The sequence below is a fragment of the Paenibacillus sp. GD4 genome, from assembly GCF_030846225.1.
GTDB lineage: Bacteria > Bacillota > Bacilli > Paenibacillales > NBRC-103111 > Paenibacillus_G > Paenibacillus_G silviterrae.
Genome location: NZ_JAVCYK010000001.1, coordinates 679,422 through 702,616 on the forward strand (window position 1 = coordinate 679,422; position 23,195 = coordinate 702,616).

Consider the following 23,195-nt stretch of genomic DNA (forward strand, 5'->3'; position numbering starts at 1 on the left):
GAGGCTCTTAGAATTGAGCCAGCTTCCGAATGGCATCCTTGATCTTATCCGAGTTTAAAAGGAAAAACTTCTCCATCGGCGGATTCATGCCTACGGCAGGAACATCCGGTCCGCACAGACGCGTAACCGGCGCATCCAGCTCAAAGAAAAGCTCTTCGGAAATAATCGCCGACACCTCGCCGCCAACACCGCCGGTCTTGTTATCCTCATGGACGATCAACACTTTGCCGGTCTTGGCAACAGCCTCCAGAATCGCTTCCTTATCCAGCGGCTGTAATGTACGCAGGTCGAGCACGTGCGTGCTGATGCCTTCCTTCGCCAGCTCATCCGCCGCTTTCAGCGCATACTGCACCGTGATGCCGTAGGAAATGACGGTGACGTCGGTCCCTTCCCGCTTCACCGCGGCTTTCCCGATCGGTACAATGTAATCCTCATCCGGCACTTCTCCCGTAATCCCCAGGTAACACTTCTTATGCTCAAAATACAGGACCGGGTCGGCATCGCGCACAGCTGCCTTCAGCAGACCTTTGGCATCGTAGGGATCTGACGGAGCCACGATTTTCAAGCCTGGAATTCCGAAGAATACCCCCTCAGGACATTGAGAGTGATAAAGTGCTCCGCCGCCGGTCGCTCCATACGGAGCCCGGACGACCACCGGACAGCTCCAATCGTTGTTGGAGCGGTAGCGGATCAGTGCCGCTTCGCTAATAATCTGATTCGTCGCCGGAAAAATAAAATCGGCATACTGCATCTCCGCGATCGGCTTCATGCCGTACATCGCCGCTCCGATGGCAACTCCCGCAATGGCGGATTCGGCAAGCGGGGTATCCATGACACGCTCTTCGCCGAACTGATCCCTCAGTCCTTTTGTAGCATTCATGACACCGCCTTTGCCGACATCCTCTCCAAGCACGAAGACGTTCTCATCGCGCTCCATTTCTTCCTGCATGGCCGTCCGAATCGCTTCCAAATACGTGATAACCGCCACTGCTACCGCCCCCCTTCCTCGGCATATACGTGCTTCAATGTATCTTCAGGCTTTGGAAACGGCGCCTGCTCAGCATAGTTCGTTGCTTCGGTCAGCTCCTGCTTAATCGCCGCAACCAGCTGCGCGTCCTGCTCCTCATCCCAAATGCCGCAATCCAACAAATACTGCCGGTATCGCGGCAAGCCGTCCTTCAAGCGATTTTCCTCTACTTCTTCCTTGGTGCGGTACAGCATATCGTTGTCCGAGGTCGAATGGGGCGAAATACGGTACATTACAGCTTCGATCAGCGTAGGTCCTTCCCCGCGAAGAGCGCGCTCTCTCGCTTCCTTCACTACCCGGTACACCTCAAGCGGGTCGCGTCCGTCCACCTTCACGCCGGGAAAACCGTAGCCTGCTGCGCGTTCTGCGATGCTCCCGGCCATCTGCTTATGTAAAGGCACCGAAATCGCATATTGATTGTTTTCGCACATGAAAATCACAGGAAGCCTGTTCACTCCGGCGAAATTACAGCCCTCGTGAAAATCTCCCTGATTACTCGACCCGTCGCCGAACGTCGCGAAGGAAACGAAGCTCTTGCGCTTCAGCTTCGCGGCAAGGGCAAAGCCCACTGCATGAGGCACCTGCGTTGTGACCGGACTGGAGCCTGTTACGATATTCAGCTTCTTATGGCTGAAATGTCCGGGCATTTGCCGGCCTCCGCTGCTTGGGTCCTCTGCCTTCGCGAAAACTGAAAGCATCAGTTCCTTCAAGGACATCCCTGCGGATAAGACGAAGGCATAATCGCGGTAATAGGGAAGAAAATAATCCGTCCCCCGCTCTAAGGCAAACGCAGCCCCGACTTGCGCCGTTTCCTGTCCGATCCCGGAGACGTGGAAGGCAATTTTTCCCGAGCGCTGCAGAACGAACCCCCGTTCGTCGAACATTCGGGCCTTCAGCATATATGTATACATCTCGATGGCTTGATGGTCGGTAAGCCCAAGCTGTCGATGCTTTGTTAATTGACCGATGGACATGGGGCGAACGCCTCCTTTTTTAATACCTGGTGCTAATACTAAGATACAATTATTATATTATAAACGGAATAGATTATGAAAACAATTTTAAAAGATACGCCCCAAGCTTCTTAAACGTTAGTTTTATAAATTGATGGCTTGTCCGTCCACTGCCAGCATCGCTTCACCAAGAATCTCCGACAGCGTCGGATGAGCATGAATCGTGCGGCCTACCTCCCAAGGCGTTGCATTCAGCAGCTGTGCCAAAGCAGCCTCCGAAATATAATCCGTCACATGTGCCCCTATCATATGCACGCCGAGAATATCATTCGTTTTCCGATCCGCAACGACCTTCACGAAGCCGTCATTGTCTCCCAGAATCATAGCTTTCGCAAGTGCCTTGAATTGAACCTTGCTCGTCTTAATATCAAACCCCTTGTCGAGCGCTTCCTGCTCGGTATAGCCGATACTTGCAATCTCCGGTCTCGTATAAATGCAGCGCGGGATCTGATGTGCGCCATAAGAATGCGGCTGTCGTCCAGCCAAGTGCTCAACCGCTGTAATCCCTTCATGAGCTGCAGCATGAGCGAGCTGCAAGCCTCCGATGCAATCGCCTATCGCATAAATGTGATTCTCTGCGGTCTGCATGTGCTCATTGACCCGAATATAGCCGTTCTCTACGCGTACATCGGTATTATCAAGTGCAATGGAGTCGATATTGGCTTCACGTCCGACGGACAACAGCACCTTCTCTACACGGAGCTCCTGCAAGCCCCGTTTTGTCTCCACTGACAAGACTGCCCCTTCGGAGCTTGTAACCAAGGTTTCCGCCAGCACCTTCGCATTCGTGAGTACACGGACGCCGCGTTTTTTCAATAATCGCTCGAGCTCTCGGGAAATGTCCGCGTCTTCCGTCGGCACCAGCCTTGAAGAGTATTCCGCGACCGTGACCTCTACGCCAAAATCATTCAGCATCGATGCCCACTCCACTCCGATCACGCCTCCGCCGACAATGAGAATGGACTTCGGCAGCTCTTCAAGCTGCAGTGCTTCGTCGCTGGTCAGCACAACGGTGCCGTCCGCCTCGAGACCCGGCAGCTTTCTTGGGCGGGAGCCTGTGGCAATAATCAGATGCTGCGGCACAAGGTTTAATATTTCCTCATCCGGCAGCTCAACGGAAACAGTTCCGCTTCTGGGCGAAAAAATAGACGGCCCAATCAGCCGACCCTTCCCGTGGTAAACATCGATTTTGTTTTTCCTCATCAAATATTGAACGCCGCTGTGGAGCTGTTCCACAATCGCAGCTTTGCGCTTTTGCACTTTGCCGAAATCCAGCTTGGCCGATTCAACCGAAATGCCGAAGGCTTCGCTTTCCTTCATGGCCGCGAACATTTCCGCACTCCGCAGCAACGTTTTGCTGGGGATACACCCGCGATGCAGGCATGTGCCGCCGAGCTTGTCCTGTTCAACGATCGCTACGGTTTTCCCGAGCTGCGCCGCGCGAATCGCGGCCGTGTACCCGCCGGTGCCTCCGCCTAAGACGATGACATCATAAGCCTGTGACATACAGTCATTCCTCCTAAGGACTATGATTCTTTCTATTTTAACCTGATTTCACCGGAGAAATATAGTCTATTTCTTGTCGAATTGCGAAAATCACATGAAAACTTCTTGATTTTATGATAACGTAGGGGAAGAATTTCAAGTAAAGAGGGATGATGATGCAAGCCGTTTTTTACCGTTTTATTGCCATTATGCTGCTCGTCGTTCCGGGCATTACGGCCACCTATGGCTTCTTAGCCATGAAGGACGCCTGGTTCGCGCAGTTTGATACGGGCTCCGTGCTTTGGGGCAAATTTCTGCTCGGCTTCGTCCTGTTCGGCCTAGGTGTCGCTTTCATCGGAGGCTGGACGTTCTTTCGGGACCGCAAGCGCAATTATGTAGCACCCCGCTTTCGGGCCAAACGCAAAAAGGAGTAGCTTGGCTGTGCCGCAAGCAACTCCTTTTTTTTTATGCCCGCCTGCCTACTGTTTAATGGTAGCAAGCCCGTCCAGCGCCTGCTGCACCCGAGTTACGCCTTGAGACAAGGTATGCCCTGAGCCCACTGCCGCGGCAACGGCCGTAGCTTCGGTGATCTCTTGAGCCGTTGCACCCTTGGACAATGCTTCTTGAACATGATAGTACGTGCATACTTCGTTATTGGCGAACAAGCTGATCCCCAGCGCAATTAAGTGCTTTTGCTTCTCCTCGAGCGCGCCGCCGGCAAAACAAGCACCTGTAAAATCATGGTATGTGTTCACCATGGCCGGCATAAGTTCTTTCATGTGGCCTACGCCGATCTTGTAGGAATCAACCTTTTGATGCATCGCTGCTTGATTCATTTAATAAGACCTCCTTACCTTCTCCCATTACCGTTCCCTTACGACAAAGAGCATATACAGCAAACAACAAATTTTACAAAATAACACGTAAGCGGTTACAAATTTCTACAATAACCTAGTTTGTCCTATGTTATAATCAAGCTTATCCTAGCGCAAGGAGTAGATTCAATGCAAAAAACATGTCAAAAAATTGTTCGTGTTCAGGATGGACGGATTACGGAAATTTTTGACGGGTTGGTGGCGCGAAGCTTCTCTGACAATGACAAAGCATTGAAGGATTTGCTGTTGGACGATATCGGACTCGATTTTCAAGGCATTCTGGAAACATACGAAAGGTTATTGCTTGAGTTAGCGCAAACTCATCAAGACAACCTAGAGATGCTTAAGGAATACTTGCCTGAGGGATGGCTGGAATGGGCGGAGGAAACGTATGCCGCGGGGCAGGAGGAGGACAAGCGGCATGAGGTATCCGTGTTGAAGTAACCACTCTATCCTGTTATTGCATTACCGCCTTTGGGATACAATCGACGGATGAACCCATACTAAGGATGTACTTTTAACTTCAGCTGAGTATGGGGGTATGTACTTGTATGATCAACAACCTGGAAAGCAACTATGACTGCTCTAATGCCGGTCAAGATCTGGAACAGCTTCAGCATGAGCTGGCTACCATGCAGGCTACAAGCGTGAATCCTGATAAGGAAACGAAGGATCTGATGAACCGTCTGGAAAATCAAATTCACTTTATTAAAAACAAATGCGATATTCGTCCTTAGCTTCGAATGGATCGCCGCGACTCTCACTTTGGAGGACGCGGCTTTCTTTATTCGGATTATAAAACGCGCTTCGCTTTCACGTAACGCTTGTCCCAATAACTGTTAAAGTCGCTGTAACGGACGCCGCCGGCGCCATACGTATGAAGCAGACGATCATTCCCCGCATAAATCGCTACATGCGTAATTCGATTGGAGGAAGACCCCGCGCTTTTGAAAAATATCAAATCCCCTTTTTTCAAGTTGCGCTTGGCGACCCAATATCCTTTCTGAGCTTGCTCGCGGGAGGAACGGGGCAAATAGACGCCGTTCTTGGCGTAAACGGTCTTCACGAAGCTGGAGCAATCAAACGTACGCGTTTGCCCGTAATCGGCTCCGAATTGGTAACGTGTACCTAGATAGCGCTTTCCGGTAGAGATAATATCATTAGCTTCCGATACAGAATAAGCAGATACCTCCTGAGGAGTCACAGCTGCAGAGAAAAAGGCGGCGGATACCAGAACACTTAAAGCTAGCTTTTTTATCAAGGGTACTCATCCTTTCTGTTGGAATGTGTAACGATGGTAGCACACATCCGCAAAAGGCAAAACCCCACAGCATTTACCAGATTCGTATGAAATCCGTGTTGCCAACATAGCGAACACCTTGAGAACAAAGGATTGAGCGTTATTCCCAGCAGTCCCGGACAAGCGCATTTTTCCCCATAAATTACCTCTATTGTCCTGTAACTTTCCACCAGCAGCTCCATGATGCACCATGATTATCTCCATTTTGTACCTAAACCTGGAGAGCTGGTAACGTGTAAACGCATGCATTTGCAGATTGAAAAACCGGTCGTTGCCCCAATAAAAAATGACCCAACAAACCATATAGGTTCATTGGGTCATTACTTACTCGCTCACTCCTCCTTACCCTTTCACGACACCTTATGCTCAATCCGCAGCTTATCGGCGACCATGGCGATGAATTCGGAATTCGTCGGCTTCGCCTTGCTGATATTGATGGTGTACCCGAACAGGTGGGAGATGCTGTCGATGTTGCCGCGCGTCCATGCGACTTCAATCGCGTGGCGAATGGCACGCTCGACGCGGCTCGGCGTGGTTTTGTACTTTTCGGCAATCGCCGGATACAGCGTCTTCGTGATCGCGCCTAGAATTTCAATATTGTTGTACACCATCGTGATCGCTTCGCGCAAGTATTGATAGCCCTTGATGTGTGCAGGCACGCCGATCTCATGGATGATGGTGGTGATATTCGCATCCAAATTTTTTCCTTTCGGCAGCTGAACGACATTTGTCTTCATCGAGGAAGAGCTGGTCATCATCGGCATGGTGGATTGATTAGGAGCCACCAGCTGACGAATGCGATTTGTCAAAATTTCCATATCGAACGGCTTAAGAATGTAGTACGATGCGCCGAGCTGTACTGCCTTCTGAGTAATGTTCTCCTGACCGAAAGCAGTCAGCATGATGATCTTAGGCTGAGGGTTCAGGTCCATTTCACGGAGCTTCTCAAGCACGCCCAATCCATCTAGATGAGGCATGATAATATCTAAAATCAAAACATCAGGAATCCGCTGGCCCTGTTCAATTAAACGGAGCACATCATTTCCGTTATAAGCAACGCCGGTCACCCGCATATCTTCCTGATCATCAATAAATTCGGATAGGAGGTTTGTAAATTCACGATTATCATCAGCTAACAGAACTTCAATAGTTTGCAACGGTAAGCTCTCCCTTCAAAGTCGACAATTACTTAGCATGTTTTTCCTATAGTATACTTTCGACATGTCTAATACAATTCCTTCTGTCGATAATTATTTTTCTAGATTTTTTTTCAATTATTCGATATAATGAATAATTTACTTCATCTTTATACATTTTTCGACAAAAGCCCCTTTCATCCCCTAAAAAAAGCAAAGAACCAAAGGCATTTAGCTCGCCTTTAGTTCTGATCCTTGCGATGGTCTTAGCATGATGCCGGCATCCTGCAGCATCCATTCGATGAAACAGCCATAGCCGCTTGTCGGGTCATTCACGAATACATGAGTTACCGCGCCGATCACTTTACCGTTTTGAATAATCGGACTGCCGCTCATGCCCTGAACGATTCCGCCCGTTTTATCAAGCAATCGGGGGTCCGTAATTTTAATGACCATCCCTTTGGTCGCGGGGAAATCCTGCTTCGCTACGTGAACAACCTCGATATCGAACTTCTCGACCTTTTGTCCGCCTAGCACCGTGTAAATTTGAGCGGGACCTTCCTTCACCTCTTCAGCAAAGGCTACCGGCAATGCTTGATTCGTTAAGCTGTGATCAGGGGCCCCGTACATTTTACCGAAGATACCGAACTGCGTGTTCTTCTCAATATTCCCAAGCACTTTGCTTTCCTTAGAGAATTGGGCCCGCTTCTCCCCAGGCTCCCCGTTCTGACTCTTGGAGATCGACGTCACATTGGAGTGCACGATTTCCCCACCGCCGACAACAATAGGGGTTTGGGTATCCATATCGGTTATAACGTGCCCTAGAGCGCCGTAAACGCCCTGATCCGGGGCATAAAAGGTCAGCGTGCCGACTCCGGCTGCCGAGTCACGAATATATAGTCCTAGACGGTAAGCTTTGTCCACAACATCATATGCGGGCTGCAACGGAATATCGATGGTTTGCCCATTGCGTTGAACTGTCAACTCGAGCGGCTTCTTCGCTTCGCCGGCCGCCTTCACCAAATCCGCCACTTTACTGACATCGGTAATAGCTTTCCCATTCATCTTTACAATCAAATCGCCAAGCTGGATTTTTGCTTCCTCTCCCGGAGAAATTTTTTTATCCTCCGCAACAGAAACCAAGTGATGACCCACGACAAGCACACCTGCCGACTTCAGCTTCACGCCGATCGTTTGACCTCCGGGAATAACCTTAAGATCGGGAACCACGTTTACCTTGACGGTTTTCAACGGAATTTTACCGAACAACTTCAGCTTCATTTCCGCTTGCCCTGCTTTGTAAGACTCCACCGAAATCGGATGATGTAAATCCACTTGGAATGAGTGCTTAGCCGTGCCGTTGACCTTCAGGATCTCCGGGTGGTTCAGCGTCACCTGTGCACTAACGGGCATGTCCAGTTGCAAATTGGTTTGCTGGCCTGTGAAAAGGCGAATTTCCTCGGGGAATGAGGCAAAACTACGGAAAGGCGAGGATAGGCTACCCAAACAAACGAAGAGGACGAGCATTAATCCAATCAATCTTTTTCTCTGGTTGGAACTCAATTCGCTCACGCTCCCTTGCTTCCTTTGTTTAGCGGCACTTGGGCTGCTGATGTGTGCGCCCGGCCTGGCTGCTTTGGCAGTACCGCCGTTTGTGTACCTTTAAGGTAACCCCTCGCCTTTTGTTTTATAACTTTAAAATGATGCCACGAGATATTATGCCAACTGCCGTTTCTTTTCGTCGGCCAGGTTCAGCATTTCTTTCGCGTGCTCCATGGTTTTGCCCGTGACCTCCACGCCGCCGAGCATCCGGGCCAGCTCACCGATTCGTCCCTGCAGCGGCAGGTCGTCGATTCGGGTAAAGGTCCGGTCTCCATCGGTCATTTTATTAATGTAATAATGCGCGTCGGCCATACAGGCCACTTGAGGAAGATGGGTAATGGAGAACACCTGGCATTCCCTAGAAAGCACCGACAGCTTTTCCGCAATCGCTTGCGCCGCGCGTCCGCTGACCCCCGTATCGACTTCGTCAAAGACCAATACAGGAATTTGATCGACACGGGCAAAAATGGACTTCAACGCTAGCATAACCCTGGAAATCTCACCGCCTGAGGCAATCTTGCTTAACGATCTCAGCGGTTCCCCAGGGTTCGCCGAGATAAGGAATTCGACTTGATCTGCGCCGTCGCGAGTGAACCGCTCCTGGAGCGGTGCAATTTGAACCTTGAACTGCGTGCGCTCCATCTGGAGATCGCGCAGCTCGTTAACAATCTCGTCGGCTAGCTGCAAGGCCACAAGCCCTCTGGCATTCGTCAGCTCGGCGGCAGTAACCTGAAGCCGCTCCCTGGCTTCCTTCTCCTGCTTCTGCAGCTGCTGAAGCTTCTCGTCCTTATTCTCGATTTTGTCGAGCTCCTGCGTAATCTTTTGCAAATAGGCAAGGATGTCGGTGACCGTATCCCCGTATTTTCTTCGCAAGGAAGACAATGTATCCAGACGTCGCTCGATATAATCCAACCGCGACGGATTGAACTCGATATTATCGCGATAATCGCGCACCTGATAAGCGGCATCCTCCAGTTGGTAGAATGCTCCTTGCGCTTGCTCCACCAGCGGCTGCAGCGTATTATCCAATGCGGCGATATCCTGCAGCTTCTGTACAGCTCGGCTTATCGCGTCAAGTCCGACCCCTTTGCCCCCGTACAAAAGCTCATAAGCATCCGCGGCGTTCTGATACAGCTTCTCGGCATTGGAGAGCTTCTTCCGCTCTTCCAATAGTGCTTCATCCTCCCCCGGCTTCAGCTTTGCCGAGCTGATTTCCTCCATCTGGAAGCGATATAAATCCATCATTTGCAGCGATTGCTGACTCGTTTCCTGCAAATCCTTAAGCTCCTTGCGAATTTGCATATACTCGTCATATATCAATTGATAGGCTTGCTTTTTCGGGCGAATCTGCGATTCCCCGAAGGCATCCAGCCAACGTATGTGTTCTTCCACCTTAAATAAGGATTGATGCTCATGCTGACCGTGAATGTTGACTAAATATTCGCCAACTTCCTTCAGCATGGATAAATTCACGAGCTGCCCGTTGATACGGCTCGTGCTTTTTCCTTGCGCCGTTATTTCTCTGCGAATGATAAGATGCTCCTCCGGAGCCGCTTCTATACCCATTCTGCGCAAAACTTCCCTGACCGGGTGTTTGCCGTCCAACTGAAACAGCGCTTCGATTGTAGCCTTGTCGTTACCGTAACGAACCAAATCCGAGGAACTGCGCCCCCCTGCAATCAGGCTTAAGGCATCAATAATGATCGACTTCCCTGCACCCGTCTCCCCCGTCAGGACATGAAAGCCTTGCTTGCAATGCAAATGGACCTCTTCGATTACCGCCAAATTCCGTATGGTCATCTCCAGCAGCATGTTTGATTACACCTCTTAATGAAATCACTCAGCATACTCTTATGAAGATTAGCTAAGCATCCCCAAAATTTGATTCACGACGTGCGTGCTATGCTCCTTGTTGCGGCAGATGATCAAAATCGTATCATCACCGCAAATCGTTCCCATGATCTCATTCCATTCCAGGCTGTCGATCAATGCGCCTATGACATTAGCGGTTCCAGGCAAGCTTTTGAGAACGACCAGATTCTCTGTATAATCAATGTGCATAAAATGGTCGTTCAGCGCCCGCTTGAGCCGCTGCGTCGGGTTATAGCGCTGATCGGCCGGCATAGAATACTTATAGCGTCCGTCTTCAAGAGGGACCTTCACGAGATGCATCTCTTTAATATCACGTGAAATGGTTGCCTGCGTTACATGAAGCCCCGCTGCGCGAAGCTGCTCCACCAGCTCATCCTGCGTTTCGATTTCGTTATTCGTAATGATTTCACGTATCTTTATATGTCGTTGACCTTTCATGCAAAGCCTCCTGCCCTTTACGGGCTTATGATTATAAATCCGTTAGCTCCGTGCGAAACTCGAAAACATCGATTTGCCTTGCGGCCAGCTGTACATAAATGACTCCGTTCATCCTCGGGACAATATACTGATATATGAGCAGGTGCTCTCGTACGGAGCTGCCGGTCATCTCCATCGGCTTTCGCTCCTTGGCTAGCTTTACCACATAATATTGCTCGTCCTTCTCTACAATATAATCCAAAAACAACCGGCTTTGAAGCTCTTCGAACCCGTTGACCTGAATATCAATAGGAATTCGCTTCTTCCCGCAGACGGTTCGGTATCCACGCTCCTCAAGCAATATCGTCGCTTCATCCTCAGGAACTTCCTCTTCCTGGATCAGACCGATCGGTCCTCCTGCCTCAACCGTTTCCTGCATCTTCCTTCTGATGTACAAAATGAGCCAAGCCGCAAGCGCCGCTATGAGCAGAAAAATGACGACCCCGTCTCCATTCTGCATAGAATCACCTCGGATTAGTATTCGCTGACATCACCGGATTCTCCTCTTAAAAACGCCAAAAAACTCATCCGAGGGATGAGTTTTGCAGGTTTTGCGCTTCGCTGACCACTTGCTGTATGAGTCGTTCCTGTTCCTCAGGACCGATTGCCTGCTCCGTATTCGGGTTTACAGAGAAATAAGCCAGAAACTCTACGTTTCCTTCTCCGCCTTTGATCGGAGAGAACGTAAGTCCCTTCAAGGTAAAGCCGGCAGTCGCGGCGAAGGCCAGCGTCGACTCTAACACTTCTCTGTGGGTGGAAGGGTCGCGAACCACGCCGGACTTGCCTACCTTCTCGCGCCCGGCTTCAAACTGCGGTTTAATCAGCGCCACGACCTCTCCTTCCGCTGTAAGCAGTGCTTTCAGCGGAGGAAGAATGAGCTTTAACGAAATAAACGATACGTCGATGGACGCAAACGTAGGGGAAGGTCCCTTAAGATCCTCCGGCGTCATGTAGCGGAAGTTGGTCCGCTCCATGACATGGACTCGGGCGTCATTACGGATCGACCAGTCCAGCTGATTGTATCCGACGTCAATGGCATATACATAGGAAGCCCCGTTCTGAAGCGCGCAATCCGTAAAGCCTCCAGTCGATGCTCCTATATCCAGCATAATAACGCCCTGAAGATCAATTTTGAATTGCTCCAATGCTTTCGCAAGCTTGAGTCCGCCGCGGCTGACGTAGGGGTGTAGCGCCCCCTTCACGATAATGCGGGCGGTTCTTGCGATTCTGGTTCCCGCCTTGTCGATGCGTTCGTCATCCACCAGCACCAGACCTGCCATAATAGCAGCCTTCGCCTTTTCTCTTGTATCAAATAAACCCTGTTCCACCAACAGGACATCAAGCCGTTCTTTATCTGCTGCCATGAATGGAATTGCTCCTACCAGTTATTATGCTGCGGAAATGCCAGTTAGTCGGCTAAGCTCTTTGACGTTTACGGGGTACTAACGACTGAAGCTCCGTGACGAGTCTCTCGGACGTTAGCCCGACCTCTTGCCGCTGCTCCTTCACCGAGCCGTGCTCGACGAAATAATCCGGAATGCCGATGATCTTCACACGCATACCGTATAGGTTCTGGTTGGAATAATACTCGAGCACCGCGCTGCCAAAGCCGCCTTGCTGAGAGCCTTCCTCCAGCGTAATGATCGGCAGATCCTCCTTCGCCAGCTGAAGCAGCATCGCTTCATCCATCGGTTTGATGAACCGTGCGTTAATGACGCGGACCTGCTGGCCTTCCTTGCTCATCAGCTCCGCCGCTTCCAGAGCGACTGGAAGCATCGGTCCCATCGCGAGAATGGCAGCCGCATCACCCTGACGCAGCACCTCCCAGGATCCAATCGGCAGCGGCGTCATCGGTTCGTCCATGGACACCCCTAAGCCATTAATACGCGGATATCTTATCGCAATCGGTCCGTCGTTGTAGTCAACGGCCGTCCTCATCATGTGACGAAGCTCATTCTCGTCCTTAGGCATCATCAGCACCATGTTCGGAATGCTGCGAAGATACGCGATGTCATAGACGCCCTGATGCGTCTCCCCGTCCGGCCCGACGAAGCCGGCACGGTCAATGGCAAAAATTACATTCAGGTTAGCACGGCATATATCGTGTACTACCTGGTCGTAGGCACGCTGCAGGAAGGTCGAATAAACAGCGAATACCGGCTTCATTCCTTCGCTGGCCAGCGCTGCTGAGAATGTAGCCGCGTGCTGCTCCGCGATTCCTACATCGAACATGCGATCGGGGAATTGCTGCGCAAATTTCAGCAGCCCCGAGCCACCCGGCATCGCCGGTGTGATGGCCGTAATCCGAGGATCCTTCTTAGCCAGTTCTATCAGCGTATTACCGAACACCTCGGTATACATCGGAGGTCCTGCCGTCTTCAGCACTTGGCCCGATTCGATCTTGTATGGGCTAATCCCGTGCCAAGTATGCGAATCCTCCTCAGCCGGCGAATAGCCCTTTCCTTTGGTTGTAATGACATGAACCAATACGGGTCCTGTTATGCTGTCCGCCTGACGCAGCGTCTCAAGCATTAACGGAAGATTATGACCGTCTATCGGTCCTAAGTACGTATATCCTAGCTCCTCGAAGAGGACGCCGGAAACGAGCAAATATTTAAGGCTGTCCTTCAGCTTTTCTACCGTCTTGGCCAACGTTCCGCCGATGGCGGGAATCTTCTTGATCAGATGCTCTACTTCTTCCTTCGCCTTGACATAATGCTTATCAGAACGAATTTTTCCTAAATAATTATGCAGAGCCCCTACATTGGGAGCAATGGACATCTCGTTGTCATTCAGGATGACCATCAGGTTGCGCTTCTCGTGTCCGATATGATTAAGTGCCTCCAAGGCCATACCGCCTGTAAGAGCACCGTCACCGATAATCGCCACTACCCTGTTATTGTCACCCTTCAGATCACGGGCCGTAGCCATCCCCATCGCAGCGGACAAGGAGGTGCTGCTGTGTCCCGCCTCCCACACGTCATGCTTGCTCTCGGAGCGCTTTACGAAGCCGCATAGTCCCTTGTATTTGCGAAGCGTATCGAAACGGTCTTTCCGTCCGGTAAGAATCTTATGTACGTAGGATTGATGACCCACGTCAAAAATAAATTTGTCCTGCGGACTGTTAAATAAATAATGCAGGGCGATCGTTAATTCGACTACACCCAGGTTAGGAGCGAGATGTCCGCCGGTGACCGAAAGCTTCTCCACCAAGAACTGTCTGATTTCTGCAGCCAGTTGCTCCAGCTGATCGGGGGAGAAGCGCTTCAGGTCTTCAGGTTGATGTATCAGATCAAGCAGCACTCACGTTTCCTCGCTTTCCATAGGTTGTTGTCGTAAACGATATAAAAATTCTCCCGAACGGTGGGAGAACTTAGGGTGTAAGGAAATGATATTCATTGCGATGTGCAAATCTCCTGTAACTCCAGACTTTCCTCATTATAGCATACGCGGAAGCAACGTCTCAAATCAATCTTAGTACAAAAGTTGTACAAGCAGCCGTTTAGTGATCGCGCCGCATCAAGAAATCGGCGATTTGGAGCAGTCTCTCCGGATGCGGGAAGGACGCCTCGATAATAGCCTGCTTCGCCTGTCTGGTCAACTCTTCGACCTTCGCTTGGGAGGCCTCAATACCAATAAAGAAAGGGTAAGTGACCTTCTGCTGTTTGACATCGCTTTGTACCGGCTTCCCCAGCTTTTGTTCGTCGCCCACTAGATCGAGAATATCATCTTGAATTTGAAAAGCAAGCCCAAGATTCGAGCCGAACCGCTCGAGCGCAGCCAGCTGTTCCTTCGAAGCCGAAGCAATACGCCCGCCCGCCTTCAGCGAGAAGACGATCAGATCACTTGTCTTGTGATAGTGGATGTACTCCAGCTGCTCCAGACTGGTAACGCCCTGCTCTCCCTCCATATCGGCCGCCTGGCCGCCCACCATGCCATGTGCACCAGCGAGACGGGATAGCTCTTCTACGATATCGGCAACGCTCTCCGCCGAAACCCCGTGAGTACGATAGGCTTGAACGATCGAATAAAAGGCATGGGTCAGCAGAGCATCCCCGGCCAGAATGGCCATCGCTTCCCCGTAAACCTTATGGTTCGTAAGCTTGCCGCGGCGGTAATCGTCATTGTCCATTGCCGGAAGGTCATCATGGATCAAGGAATACGTGTGGATCATCTCTACTGCCAATGCGACGGGGAGCGCCGCCTTCTCATCCCCCCCGAGCGCTTTCGCCGCTTCGAGTACCATAACCGGTCTTAGACGCTTGCCTCCTGCGAGCAGAGAGTACATCATAGCTTCTCTTAGAGGAGCCGGTACCTTCCAGTCGCTCGGCAGAGAACCGGCCAGCTCTTTCTCAATCAAGGCTGCCTGCTCCGCCAAATACGTTTGAATCTGTGCCGTTTCCGTGCTCATCGCGCTTCACCCTCTGCCCCGGGCTGGAACGGCTTCTTCACAAGTCCGCCTTCCTGCTCCAGCAGCACTTCAATTTTGCGCTCCACCTGCTCCAGCTTCTGGCCGCACAGCTGGGACAGCTTCATCCCTTCCTGAAACAGCTCAATCGCTTTCTCCAAAGGAACATCTCCGCTTTCCAGCATCGCGACGATGCGTTCCAGCTGATCCATGGCTTCCTCAAAGCTAGGTGTTGTTTCCTGGTTTGTCATTCCTCTTCTCCTCCATCGACCAAACATGGCAGTCAACCCGGCCGTCGATGAGCCGGAGCTTAATTACATCACCGATCTGCACCTGCTCTACCGATTTAATCAACTGCTTTTCCTTCTCATCATATACGAGTCCGTACCCTCGCTGCATAATCTTGAGCGGACTAAGGGCATCCAAATGTCTCATGGCGGAAGCCAGCTCACGCTGCTTTTCCTTATGAACCGCCAGCATGGACTGCCGTAAGCTATGGCCCGCTGCTGCCAATCGTTTACGTGCAAAAAGAACCTGATCTTTAGGATTAAACGCCGCCAGTCTCCGTTCCGTCCGCATCAATTTCTCCTGGGATTTGGCCATACGCGAGGTCATCTTATACTGCAGCTGGTCCTTCAGCCGGTCAAGACGCTGCATTGGCTGAACCAGCAGCTGACGTTTCGGATTCTGAAGATAGGGAGAGCTCTGAAGCCGCTTGAGCTGCTCCTGCCGCTGCTTGAGCTGCTTGCTGAGCCCTCCGTAAAGCTGCTGCTGAATATAGCTTAGCTGCTGCTTCAGCTCCAGCTGATGCGGCACGGCCAATTCCGCAGCAGCCGTAGGCGTGGCCGCGCGTAAATCTGCTACAAAATCAGCGATTGTAAAGTCCGTTTCGTGACCGACAGCGGATATGATCGGTATAGCCGAAGCGTAAATGGCACGGGCCACCGCTTCTTCGTTAAAGGCCCACAGCTCCTCAAGCGACCCGCCGCCGCGGCCGACGATGAGAACGTCGACCTCCTGCCTTGCATTCATCGTTTGAATCGCTTTCACGATGGAAGGAGCTGCTTGCGTACCCTGTACCAGCACAGGGTGCAGCAAAATGGGGACGGAAGGATACCGCCGCTGCAGCGTAATCATAATGTCGCGAACCGCGGCCCCTGTCGGGGAGGTAATGACGCCGATCGCCCGGGGAAACCGCGGCAGCGGCTTCTTGCGCTCCTTGGCGAACAGCCCTTCAGCCTCCAGCTTCTTTTTCAGCTGCTCGAAGGCAAGGTACAAGCTGCCGATCCCGTCCGGCTGCATCTGGGTCACATAGAACTGATAAGCCCCGTCGCGTTCATAGACGGAAATGTTCCCGCAAGCAAGTACCTTGCTGCCTTCCTTGGGAATAAAGCCGAGCCTTTGATTATGCGAAGCAAACATGATGCTCTTGAGCCTGCTGTCGGCATCCTTCAATGTAAAATACATATGCCCGCTGGAGTGGTGCGTGAAGTTCGAAATCTCTCCCCTCACCCACACATCCTGTAGCCGGTTGTTGCTCTCCAGCAGCATTTTGATGAATCGGTTCAGCTCTTTAATAGAGAGAATTTGCCGCTGATCCTTCATGAGTTATCGGCTCACTTGAGCTTCGGCCGTGCGAGCGGCAGACTCCAGCGTATTGCGGAGCAGCATGGTGATCGTCATCGGACCGACGCAGCCCGGTACCGGCGTAATGATACCGGCCGTATCTACCACATCGTCAAAATCGACATCGCCCGCCAGCTTGCCGGTATCCAGACGGTTGATCCCTACGTCAATGACGACAGCGCCTGGTTTCACGTGCTCTTTCTTGATCATCTTCGCTTTGCCGACAGCAGCAACGAGAATATCGGCTTGACGTGTGATCTCTTCCATATTTTCCGTACGGGAATGACAGACCGTTACAGTCGCATTCTCTCTAAGCAGCAGAAGTGCCATCGGCTTGCCTACAATATTGCTTCGTCCGATTACGACGGCGTGTTTGCCGGCGATCTCGACGCCTTCTTTTTTCAGAATTTCGATCACTCCGGCAGGCGTACAAGGAGCCGGCCCTTCTTTGCCGATGACCAAATTCCCTACATTTACCGGATGGAAGCAGTCGACATCCTTCTCGGGAGCAATCCCCTCCACCAGCCGCTCTTCGTTGATATGCTTCGGCAAGGGCGATTGCACCAGAATGCCGTGAATTTTGTCATCCCGGTTCAGCTTCCCGATCAGCTCCATCACTTCCGATTCCGGAGTGGCCTCAGGGAGCTTGTACACCTCGGAATGCATTCCCGCTTCTTCACAGGCCTTCGCTTTGTTACGTACATATACGTGAGAAGCAGGATCGTCTCCGACGATGACGACAGCCAGACCCGGCTGGATTCCCCGCTCCTTCAGCTGCTCCACCTGCTCCTTAATATCAGCCCGGTATGAGCTCACGATTTCCTTTCCGTTGACAACATGTGCAGACATGATATGGCTCCCCCTTTACCCTTATCTCAATAATGTTATGGCTGCTCCGTTACCGGCTTCTCCCGCAGCTTGTCCAGGTCCTTAATCATTTTGCCTAGGACGCCGTTTACGAACTTACCGGATTCCTCCGTACCGAAGTTTTTGGCCATTTCGATGGCTTCGTTCACTACTACCTTAGGCGGGACGTCTTCGCGATACACCATCTCGTATGTAGCCAAGCGCAAAATCTCCCGATCCACCCGGGACAGACGATCCATTTGCCAGCCCTTCAAATAATCGGCCAGCAGCGAGTCGATTTGCTGTTTGTTTTGCACCGTACCCTCCACGAGCTCCGTTACGAACTGAGGGGCAATCTGATCCTTTTCCTTGGTAAGCTGTGCCTCGTCCTCGTTACTCGCTTCTTCGATAACATGCACGATCGCTTCCCGGAGCGGTACTTCGTTCATTTCCATTTGGTACAAGCTTTGCACTGCCAATTCTCTTGCTAATCTACGCCTCATCATAGGCCTCCTCTGTCGCTTAAAGAAAAACACCCTTAGGCGTAACCCAAGGATGTTATCGGAACAATCTCCATCTGTCCATCAGCCAGCGCCAAGTGTCTTCAGCGGGAAACACCGGCTCATTCCGGTCGATCTTTTTCCCTATATAATATCCAGTATATACGATTAGGGCAAAGATTAACATATCCCACAGTCCCCAGACCAAATAAATAAAGCCCAGGATGATGCCGACCAGAAAACCTAGGGTCTTCCCCCGATGATTCTCGAGTAGCCGTTCCCACAATTGCTTCCACATCCCGGGAGCTCACCTCTATTCCACTCGACTCTTGAAGGTTGGTGACGACGGCGCGATATTCGCAATAAACACCGTAACCGAAGCCACAGGAATGCCGGTAATGTCTTCAATGTGCTGCTTCACGTTCGATTGCATCTCTTCCGTAAGCTGCGGTATCGGGCTGTCTCCCTCTACGATTGCGCGAATTTCGAGCTCCAGCCCAGCCTGGTTCACTCTGACACGGGAACGCAGATCCCGAACTCCGCGCGTACGGTTCGCCGCCTTAAGCGACAAATTTTCTACCGTCTCCAGGGAAATCCGGATATCTCCGAATTCGTTGCGCTGATCGATCGAAGGCACCGCCGCTCTTCCCCTGCGAAGGGAGATATACAGGAAACGAATGCTCAGCAAGGCAATAATTACGGTTGCCGAAATGAATACTAGCGCCGTATCTAAATCATAATAGACGTCATGCGCGAAGTTTCCTGCTTGGTTAAACGAAATCAGACCGAAGGCAGCAGTTAGTACTACGAGCGAAACGAGAAGTACAGCGAGGCTGTACAGCACAAGTAATAGTCTGTCCAATACTTTGACCACGGGGCCTGACTCCTTCCGTTATATGGCGGAAACCCCCTGTACTTGAGCAGGGGGTTCCACCTTACGATATGCGGGTCTTTGAACTTGCTTTATTTCACGCGATTCGGGGTCACTTCGATATCTTCCACCGGCTTCTCCGCGCCTTTAAAAATCACATCATGAATATGCACATTCACTTGTACGACGTGAAGCCCTGTCATCGACTCGATGGCGTTCTTCACATTCTGTTGAACCGCACTTGCCACCTCAGGAATACGAGTGCCGAATTCGATAACGACGGACACGTCAATGGAAGCTTCCCGCTGCCCTACCTCGACTCTCACGCCTTTGGACATGTTCTTCCGTCCGAGAAGCTCAGCAATGCCTCCGGCGAATCCGCCGCTCATTCCCGCTACTCCCGGCACCTCAACCGTGGCCATTCCCGCAATGATCTCAATCACCTCTGGAGCGATCTGAATCGTGCCCATCTCGGTCTTCTCATAATCCGCAGCAATGATACTCATGGATTGTGTCCTCCTCCAAGTTTAATGCATGCAGGGCTAGCACTTGCTATCAACAGCAGCTCCAAACTTGTCTTTTTGTCTTATTGTATACTATACCATTCTCGCAAAATTATGACAACGAAATGAGCGGTGTTACGAATTCGGATCGTTTACATCGTGCTCTTCCAGAAATTTGATGTCATGGTCGCCGGCGATAAATTTCTTGTGCTCCAGCAGCTTCATATGGAACGGAATCGTGGAGTGAATCCCTTCAATCGTAAATTCCGCCAAGGCGCGCTTCATCCGGTCAATGGCATCGTCCCGGTCCTTGCCCCATACGATCAGCTTCGCAATCATCGAGTCATAGTGAGGAGAAATCGTATAGCCCGGGTACGCCGCGCTATCCACACGCACCCCAAAGCCGCCCGGCGGCAAATAAAACTGGATCTGCCCGGCAGAAGGCATGAAATTGCGCGTTGCATCCTCTGCGTTGACGCGACACTCGATCGACCAGCCGTTGATGACCACGTCATCTTGCGTGAAGGAGAGCGGCTCCCCTTCGGCAATGCGGATCATTTCCTTGATAATATCGATTCCGGTGATCATCTCGGTGACCGGATGCTCTACCTGGATTCTTGTATTCATTTCCATAAAATAAAACTGCCCGTCCGGTCCCAAAAGGAATTCGAGCGTACCGGCACCGGAATAATCAACGGCCTTCGCTGCGCGAATCGCCGCTTCGCCCATCTGCTCCCGCACCTCCGGCGTCAGCACGGGACACGGAGCTTCCTCTACCAGCTTTTGACGACGGCGCTGCACGGAGCAATCCCGCTCGCCCAGATGCACGACATTGCCGTGCTTATCCGCCAGGATCTGGATCTCAACGTGCTTCATCCCGGTCAAGTACTTCTCTAAATATACGCCCGCATTGCCGAAGGCCTTCTGTGCTTCCTGCTGCGCCTGCGTAATTTGCTGAACCAGCGCTTCTTCGTCCTCGGCGATCCGGATTCCCTTGCCTCCGCCGCCGGCCGTAGCCTTAATGATCAGCGGGTAACCGATCTCCCGGCCGAGACGAATCGCTTCGTCCATGTCCTCGATGAGGCCGTCGGAGCCTGGAATCACCGGTACGTTCGCGTCCTTCATCGTCTGCTTCGCTACGGATTTATCGCCCATCCGGCTGATCGCGTCCGGCGACGGCCCGATGAAGGTAATGTTGCAGCTTTCGCAAATATCGGCAAAATCCGCATTCTCCGCAAGGAAGCCATAGCCCGGATGAATGGCATCCGTCTCGGTAAGCGTAGCCACGCTCATAATATTGGTATAGTTCAAATAGCTGTCCTTGGACAGAGTCGGTCCGATACAATACGCTTCATCAGCCAATCGCACGTGAAGCGAATCCCGGTCAGCCTCGGAATACACCGCTACGGTAGAAATCCCGAGCTCTTTGCAGGCACGAATAATCCGGACGGCAATCTCGCCGCGGTTCGCTATCAATATTTTATGAAACTTCAAGTCGGTATCCTCCTAGTACAAGCTAGACTGTTTTCACAAGGAACAACGGCTGTCCGTATTCCACCAGCTGACCGTTCTCAACCAGCACCTCGACGATTTCGCCTTTTACTTCCGCTTCGATTTCGTTCATCAGCTTCATCGCTTCGATGATACAAACAATCGTCTTCTCCTTCACTTCGCTGCCCTTGGATACGTAGTTGGCTGCGCCAGGGGACGGAGCGGCATAGAAGGTTCCTACCATAGGAGATACGATTTTATGTAAATTGGCGTCAGCTGCCGGCTTCTTGTCCGCTTCCGGAGCAGACGTCGCAGCGGCTTGTACAGCAGCAACAGGCTGCGCAGCTTGGGCAGCGACAGGCGCGTAAGTTTGCTGAACCGGTGCGGAAGCGACGACAACAGATTCGGTTTTATTCGGTTTACGAATGAAAAGGCGCGAGCCTTCGCTTTCGATCTCGAGCTCCTGCAGCGAGGTTTGATCTACTAGTTTAATAAGTTCTTTGATTTCGCTAAGTTTAAACAATACGTTCACTCCTTCGGACGTTGGTGAAACATAAACGACGTTGTTATTATATCATAATCTTGTTTGAAGGGAAGACTTTCTTAGTACTTAGTCATAAAGCGCCGTTTCTCGACAATGGCGGAAGGCAAGGAGCGGAGGAAAAAATACCGCAGATGCTTTGGCATCTGCGGCTTGGTTTCCTTCGGTTTTACGGTACATAGGTGATGGCAATGTTGTCCGGGCCGATCGCCAGCTGCTCCATCGTTTTATCGGCGATGCTCAGCGCTTGGCTCTTCTCCAGCTTCGTCGCTTGAACCGTTACTTTATACTTGCCAGCCTCTTGCGTTACGACGGCTTGCGGGAAATCCTTCAGCAGCGTCTCTTCCAGGTTGGTGAACTTGGCTTCCAGATCCTCAAGCTTGCGCAGATCCTCTTGCGCCTTCGCTGTTGCTTCCGCACTGTTCTTAGCAGGCTCTACAATGATCGCCATCAGCTTCTCGAATTGCTTGGTAAACTCTTCGTTGCGCTTCATTTGGAGATTCACGAAATAGTCGCTGCCGGATTTTGCTTGGGCAGAAGCCTGAACCTGCTGGATGATCTTCGCGTCAGAGCTTGCTTGATTCGAGGAAACCGGCTGAGCCGCGGCTCCGGATTTGCCGTCAGGCTGTGCAGTAGACGGCTGGTCGGTTTTGGTGCTGCTTGCTTTCGGATCTGTCTTCGGATCTGTCTTCGGATCTGTCTTGGCTGCATCGGCTGGCGCTTGCTTCTTATCCTCGGCAGCAGGAGCCGCTTGCGGCGCCGTATTGGTCTTTGGCTCAAGTCCCGTGACGACGACTTCCTTCGATGCGGTGCCCGTTGCGTTAAAGTTCAGATCGTTGACATCCTCCGTGAACAAGTAGTAGGCCGACAGCACGACCATCAAACTTAACATCGATACCAGCCAAACGGTTTGACGCTTTGTATTCATTTCTTATTCCTCCTTAAATTGTCCTTAGGATGATATATGGTTACAAAAGCTTATTGCTTTCTCGGCATAATCGAGATGCGGTGTGCGGGAACGTCCAATCCTCGTTCCACCGCCTCGGATATCATTTTCTTCACCGTCAAATTCTCTGCACCTTTCGCTACAACCAGAACTCCCCGAATCTTCGGTTTGATGGTCTTCACGATCAGCGGCTGTTGACCCCCTGACACTTGGTAGATGACGACCTCGCCCGATCGGGTCACATTCGTGATGTTCCGGGTCGCTCCCTGCTGGTCCCGCTCATTCGTAACCTGCTGATCCTCCTTGGTATTGCGCTCCACATTGATCTCTTCCGTCGATTCGATCGTTACGAGCACCTCGACCTCTCCGACACCAACGATTTTCGTTAAAATTTCCTTTAACTGCTGCTGATACGCCTCTTCGTATTCGCGAAAGGAGGTTTGCTCCTTGCTGCCGCCCAAGCCGAATACCGGCTTGGTTTCCTGCGGCGGGGATGCCCGGCCCTCACCAATGGGATCGACCTCTTTTACCGTGATAAAAGAGTTCAGTATCATAAATGCTGCACCTGCCAGCCCCATAAGAAGCAGCCAGCGAAACGTATTCAACCGCTTCGTTCCGCCCGTACCGCCGCCGAGCCATTTCTCCATCCATTGCCATTTGCCCATCGGTTCACCTC

General features: G+C 51.5%; 27 protein-coding genes. 3 read left to right on the forward strand and 24 right to left on the reverse strand.

Annotated features, from left to right (window positions below):
* Positions 1–7: 7 nt before the first annotated feature.
* The 3 genes from RAC89_RS03180 to lpdA form a co-directional block, all read right to left on the reverse strand.
* Positions 8–988, reverse strand: coding sequence for an alpha-ketoacid dehydrogenase subunit beta (locus RAC89_RS03180; protein WP_284640392.1), 981 nt, complete (start codon positions 986–988; stop codon positions 8–10).
* A 2-nt stretch (positions 989–990) separates the two neighbouring features.
* On the reverse strand, positions 991–2,001 hold the full coding sequence (locus tag RAC89_RS03185; protein ID WP_284640393.1) for a thiamine pyrophosphate-dependent dehydrogenase E1 component subunit alpha: 1,011 nt from the start codon (positions 1,999–2,001) through the stop codon (positions 991–993).
* Between the two features lie 123 nt (positions 2,002–2,124).
* A complete protein-coding gene (lpdA, locus tag RAC89_RS03190; protein ID WP_306611688.1) occupies positions 2,125–3,546 on the reverse strand; it encodes a dihydrolipoyl dehydrogenase in 1,422 nt (473 codons plus the stop codon).
* A 155-nt stretch (positions 3,547–3,701) separates the two neighbouring features.
* On the opposite strand from lpdA, the gene RAC89_RS03195 reads away from it, so the two are divergent.
* Entirely contained in the window at positions 3,702–3,959 is a 258-nt protein-coding gene (locus RAC89_RS03195; RefSeq protein WP_306616031.1) for a DUF2627 domain-containing protein, read from the forward strand.
* A gap of 45 nt (positions 3,960–4,004) precedes the next feature.
* Here RAC89_RS03195 and RAC89_RS03200 read toward each other — a convergent pair whose 3' ends face one another.
* Positions 4,005–4,361, reverse strand: coding sequence for a carboxymuconolactone decarboxylase family protein (locus RAC89_RS03200; RefSeq protein ID WP_284640399.1), 357 nt, complete (start codon positions 4,359–4,361; stop codon positions 4,005–4,007).
* Positions 4,362–4,529: 168 nt separating this feature from the next.
* On the opposite strand from RAC89_RS03200, the gene RAC89_RS03205 reads away from it, so the two are divergent.
* Together RAC89_RS03205 and RAC89_RS03210 are read left to right on the forward strand one after the other, a co-directional pair.
* Positions 4,530–4,844 carry a hypothetical protein gene (locus RAC89_RS03205; RefSeq protein WP_284640400.1) on the forward strand — a complete coding sequence of 105 codons (315 nt, stop codon included), beginning with the start codon at positions 4,530–4,532 and terminating at the stop codon, positions 4,842–4,844.
* Positions 4,845–4,951: 107 nt separating this feature from the next.
* Positions 4,952–5,137, forward strand: a complete 186-nt coding sequence (locus RAC89_RS03210; protein WP_284640402.1) for a DUF2524 domain-containing protein — start codon at positions 4,952–4,954, stop codon at positions 5,135–5,137.
* Positions 5,138–5,193: 56 nt separating this feature from the next.
* Here the strand turns inward: RAC89_RS03210 and RAC89_RS03215 are convergent, their stop codons facing one another.
* The 20 genes from RAC89_RS03215 to spoIIIAG form a co-directional block, all read right to left on the reverse strand.
* On the reverse strand, positions 5,194–5,661 hold the full coding sequence (locus tag RAC89_RS03215) for a C40 family peptidase (RefSeq protein WP_306611690.1): 468 nt from the start codon (positions 5,659–5,661) through the stop codon (positions 5,194–5,196).
* Between the two features lie 389 nt (positions 5,662–6,050).
* The gene (spo0A, locus tag RAC89_RS03220) at positions 6,051–6,857 is read right to left on the reverse strand and encodes a sporulation transcription factor Spo0A (RefSeq protein WP_306611691.1); all 807 of its coding nucleotides are present in this window, start codon (positions 6,855–6,857) and stop codon (positions 6,051–6,053) included.
* A 210-nt stretch (positions 6,858–7,067) separates the two neighbouring features.
* Entirely contained in the window at positions 7,068–8,399 is a 1,332-nt protein-coding gene (gene spoIVB, locus RAC89_RS03225) for a SpoIVB peptidase (protein WP_284644900.1), read from the reverse strand.
* A gap of 153 nt (positions 8,400–8,552) precedes the next feature.
* On the reverse strand, positions 8,553–10,250 hold the full coding sequence (gene recN, locus RAC89_RS03230) for a DNA repair protein RecN (protein ID WP_306611692.1): 1,698 nt from the start codon (positions 10,248–10,250) through the stop codon (positions 8,553–8,555).
* Between the two features lie 48 nt (positions 10,251–10,298).
* Positions 10,299–10,748 carry a transcriptional regulator AhrC/ArgR gene (gene ahrC, locus RAC89_RS03235; RefSeq protein ID WP_284640410.1) on the reverse strand — a complete coding sequence of 150 codons (450 nt, stop codon included), beginning with the start codon at positions 10,746–10,748 and terminating at the stop codon, positions 10,299–10,301.
* 31 nt (positions 10,749–10,779) lie between these two features.
* On the reverse strand, positions 10,780–11,247 hold the full coding sequence (locus tag RAC89_RS03240) for a hypothetical protein (protein WP_306611694.1): 468 nt from the start codon (positions 11,245–11,247) through the stop codon (positions 10,780–10,782).
* A gap of 64 nt (positions 11,248–11,311) precedes the next feature.
* The gene (locus RAC89_RS03245; protein ID WP_306611695.1) at positions 11,312–12,151 is read right to left on the reverse strand and encodes a TlyA family RNA methyltransferase; all 840 of its coding nucleotides are present in this window, start codon (positions 12,149–12,151) and stop codon (positions 11,312–11,314) included.
* 52 nt (positions 12,152–12,203) lie between these two features.
* Entirely contained in the window at positions 12,204–14,090 is a 1,887-nt protein-coding gene (gene dxs / locus RAC89_RS03250; RefSeq protein ID WP_306611696.1) for a 1-deoxy-D-xylulose-5-phosphate synthase, read from the reverse strand.
* Between the two features lie 199 nt (positions 14,091–14,289).
* Positions 14,290–15,198, reverse strand: a complete 909-nt coding sequence (locus tag RAC89_RS03255; protein ID WP_306611697.1) for a polyprenyl synthetase family protein — start codon at positions 15,196–15,198, stop codon at positions 14,290–14,292.
* Positions 15,195–15,446: an exodeoxyribonuclease VII small subunit gene (xseB, locus tag RAC89_RS03260; protein ID WP_306611699.1), complete on the reverse strand. Its 252-nt coding sequence runs from the start codon at positions 15,444–15,446 to the stop codon at positions 15,195–15,197. Before xseB ends, RAC89_RS03255 begins: the two co-directional genes overlap by 4 nt.
* Positions 15,421–16,800, reverse strand: coding sequence for an exodeoxyribonuclease VII large subunit (xseA, locus tag RAC89_RS03265; protein ID WP_306611701.1), 1,380 nt, complete (start codon positions 16,798–16,800; stop codon positions 15,421–15,423). The genes xseB and xseA overlap by 26 nt, the downstream gene beginning before the upstream one ends.
* A 3-nt stretch (positions 16,801–16,803) precedes the next feature.
* Complete coding sequence (gene folD, locus RAC89_RS03270; protein ID WP_306611703.1) at positions 16,804–17,670, reverse strand: bifunctional methylenetetrahydrofolate dehydrogenase/methenyltetrahydrofolate cyclohydrolase FolD; 867 nt, start codon at positions 17,668–17,670, stop codon at positions 16,804–16,806.
* A gap of 35 nt (positions 17,671–17,705) precedes the next feature.
* Positions 17,706–18,170, reverse strand: coding sequence for a transcription antitermination factor NusB (nusB, locus tag RAC89_RS03275; RefSeq protein ID WP_284640425.1), 465 nt, complete (start codon positions 18,168–18,170; stop codon positions 17,706–17,708).
* A gap of 55 nt (positions 18,171–18,225) precedes the next feature.
* A complete protein-coding gene (locus RAC89_RS03280) occupies positions 18,226–18,465 on the reverse strand; it encodes a DUF2273 domain-containing protein (RefSeq protein ID WP_284640426.1) in 240 nt (79 codons plus the stop codon).
* Positions 18,466–18,480: 15 nt separating this feature from the next.
* Positions 18,481–19,041, reverse strand: coding sequence for an alkaline shock response membrane anchor protein AmaP (amaP, locus tag RAC89_RS03285; RefSeq protein ID WP_284640428.1), 561 nt, complete (start codon positions 19,039–19,041; stop codon positions 18,481–18,483).
* Between the two features lie 89 nt (positions 19,042–19,130).
* Positions 19,131–19,544: an Asp23/Gls24 family envelope stress response protein gene (locus RAC89_RS03290; protein ID WP_284640430.1), complete on the reverse strand. Its 414-nt coding sequence runs from the start codon at positions 19,542–19,544 to the stop codon at positions 19,131–19,133.
* Between the two features lie 132 nt (positions 19,545–19,676).
* Complete coding sequence (gene accC / locus RAC89_RS03295) at positions 19,677–21,035, reverse strand: acetyl-CoA carboxylase biotin carboxylase subunit (protein WP_306611705.1); 1,359 nt, start codon at positions 21,033–21,035, stop codon at positions 19,677–19,679.
* Positions 21,036–21,057: 22 nt separating this feature from the next.
* Positions 21,058–21,555: an acetyl-CoA carboxylase biotin carboxyl carrier protein gene (accB, locus tag RAC89_RS03300; RefSeq protein ID WP_284640433.1), complete on the reverse strand. Its 498-nt coding sequence runs from the start codon at positions 21,553–21,555 to the stop codon at positions 21,058–21,060.
* A gap of 187 nt (positions 21,556–21,742) precedes the next feature.
* The gene (locus tag RAC89_RS03305; RefSeq protein WP_306611706.1) at positions 21,743–22,501 is read right to left on the reverse strand and encodes a SpoIIIAH-like family protein; all 759 of its coding nucleotides are present in this window, start codon (positions 22,499–22,501) and stop codon (positions 21,743–21,745) included.
* Between the two features lie 50 nt (positions 22,502–22,551).
* Positions 22,552–23,184, reverse strand: a complete 633-nt coding sequence (gene spoIIIAG, locus RAC89_RS03310; protein WP_284640437.1) for a stage III sporulation protein AG — start codon at positions 23,182–23,184, stop codon at positions 22,552–22,554.
* Positions 23,185–23,195: the final 11 nt, after the last annotated feature.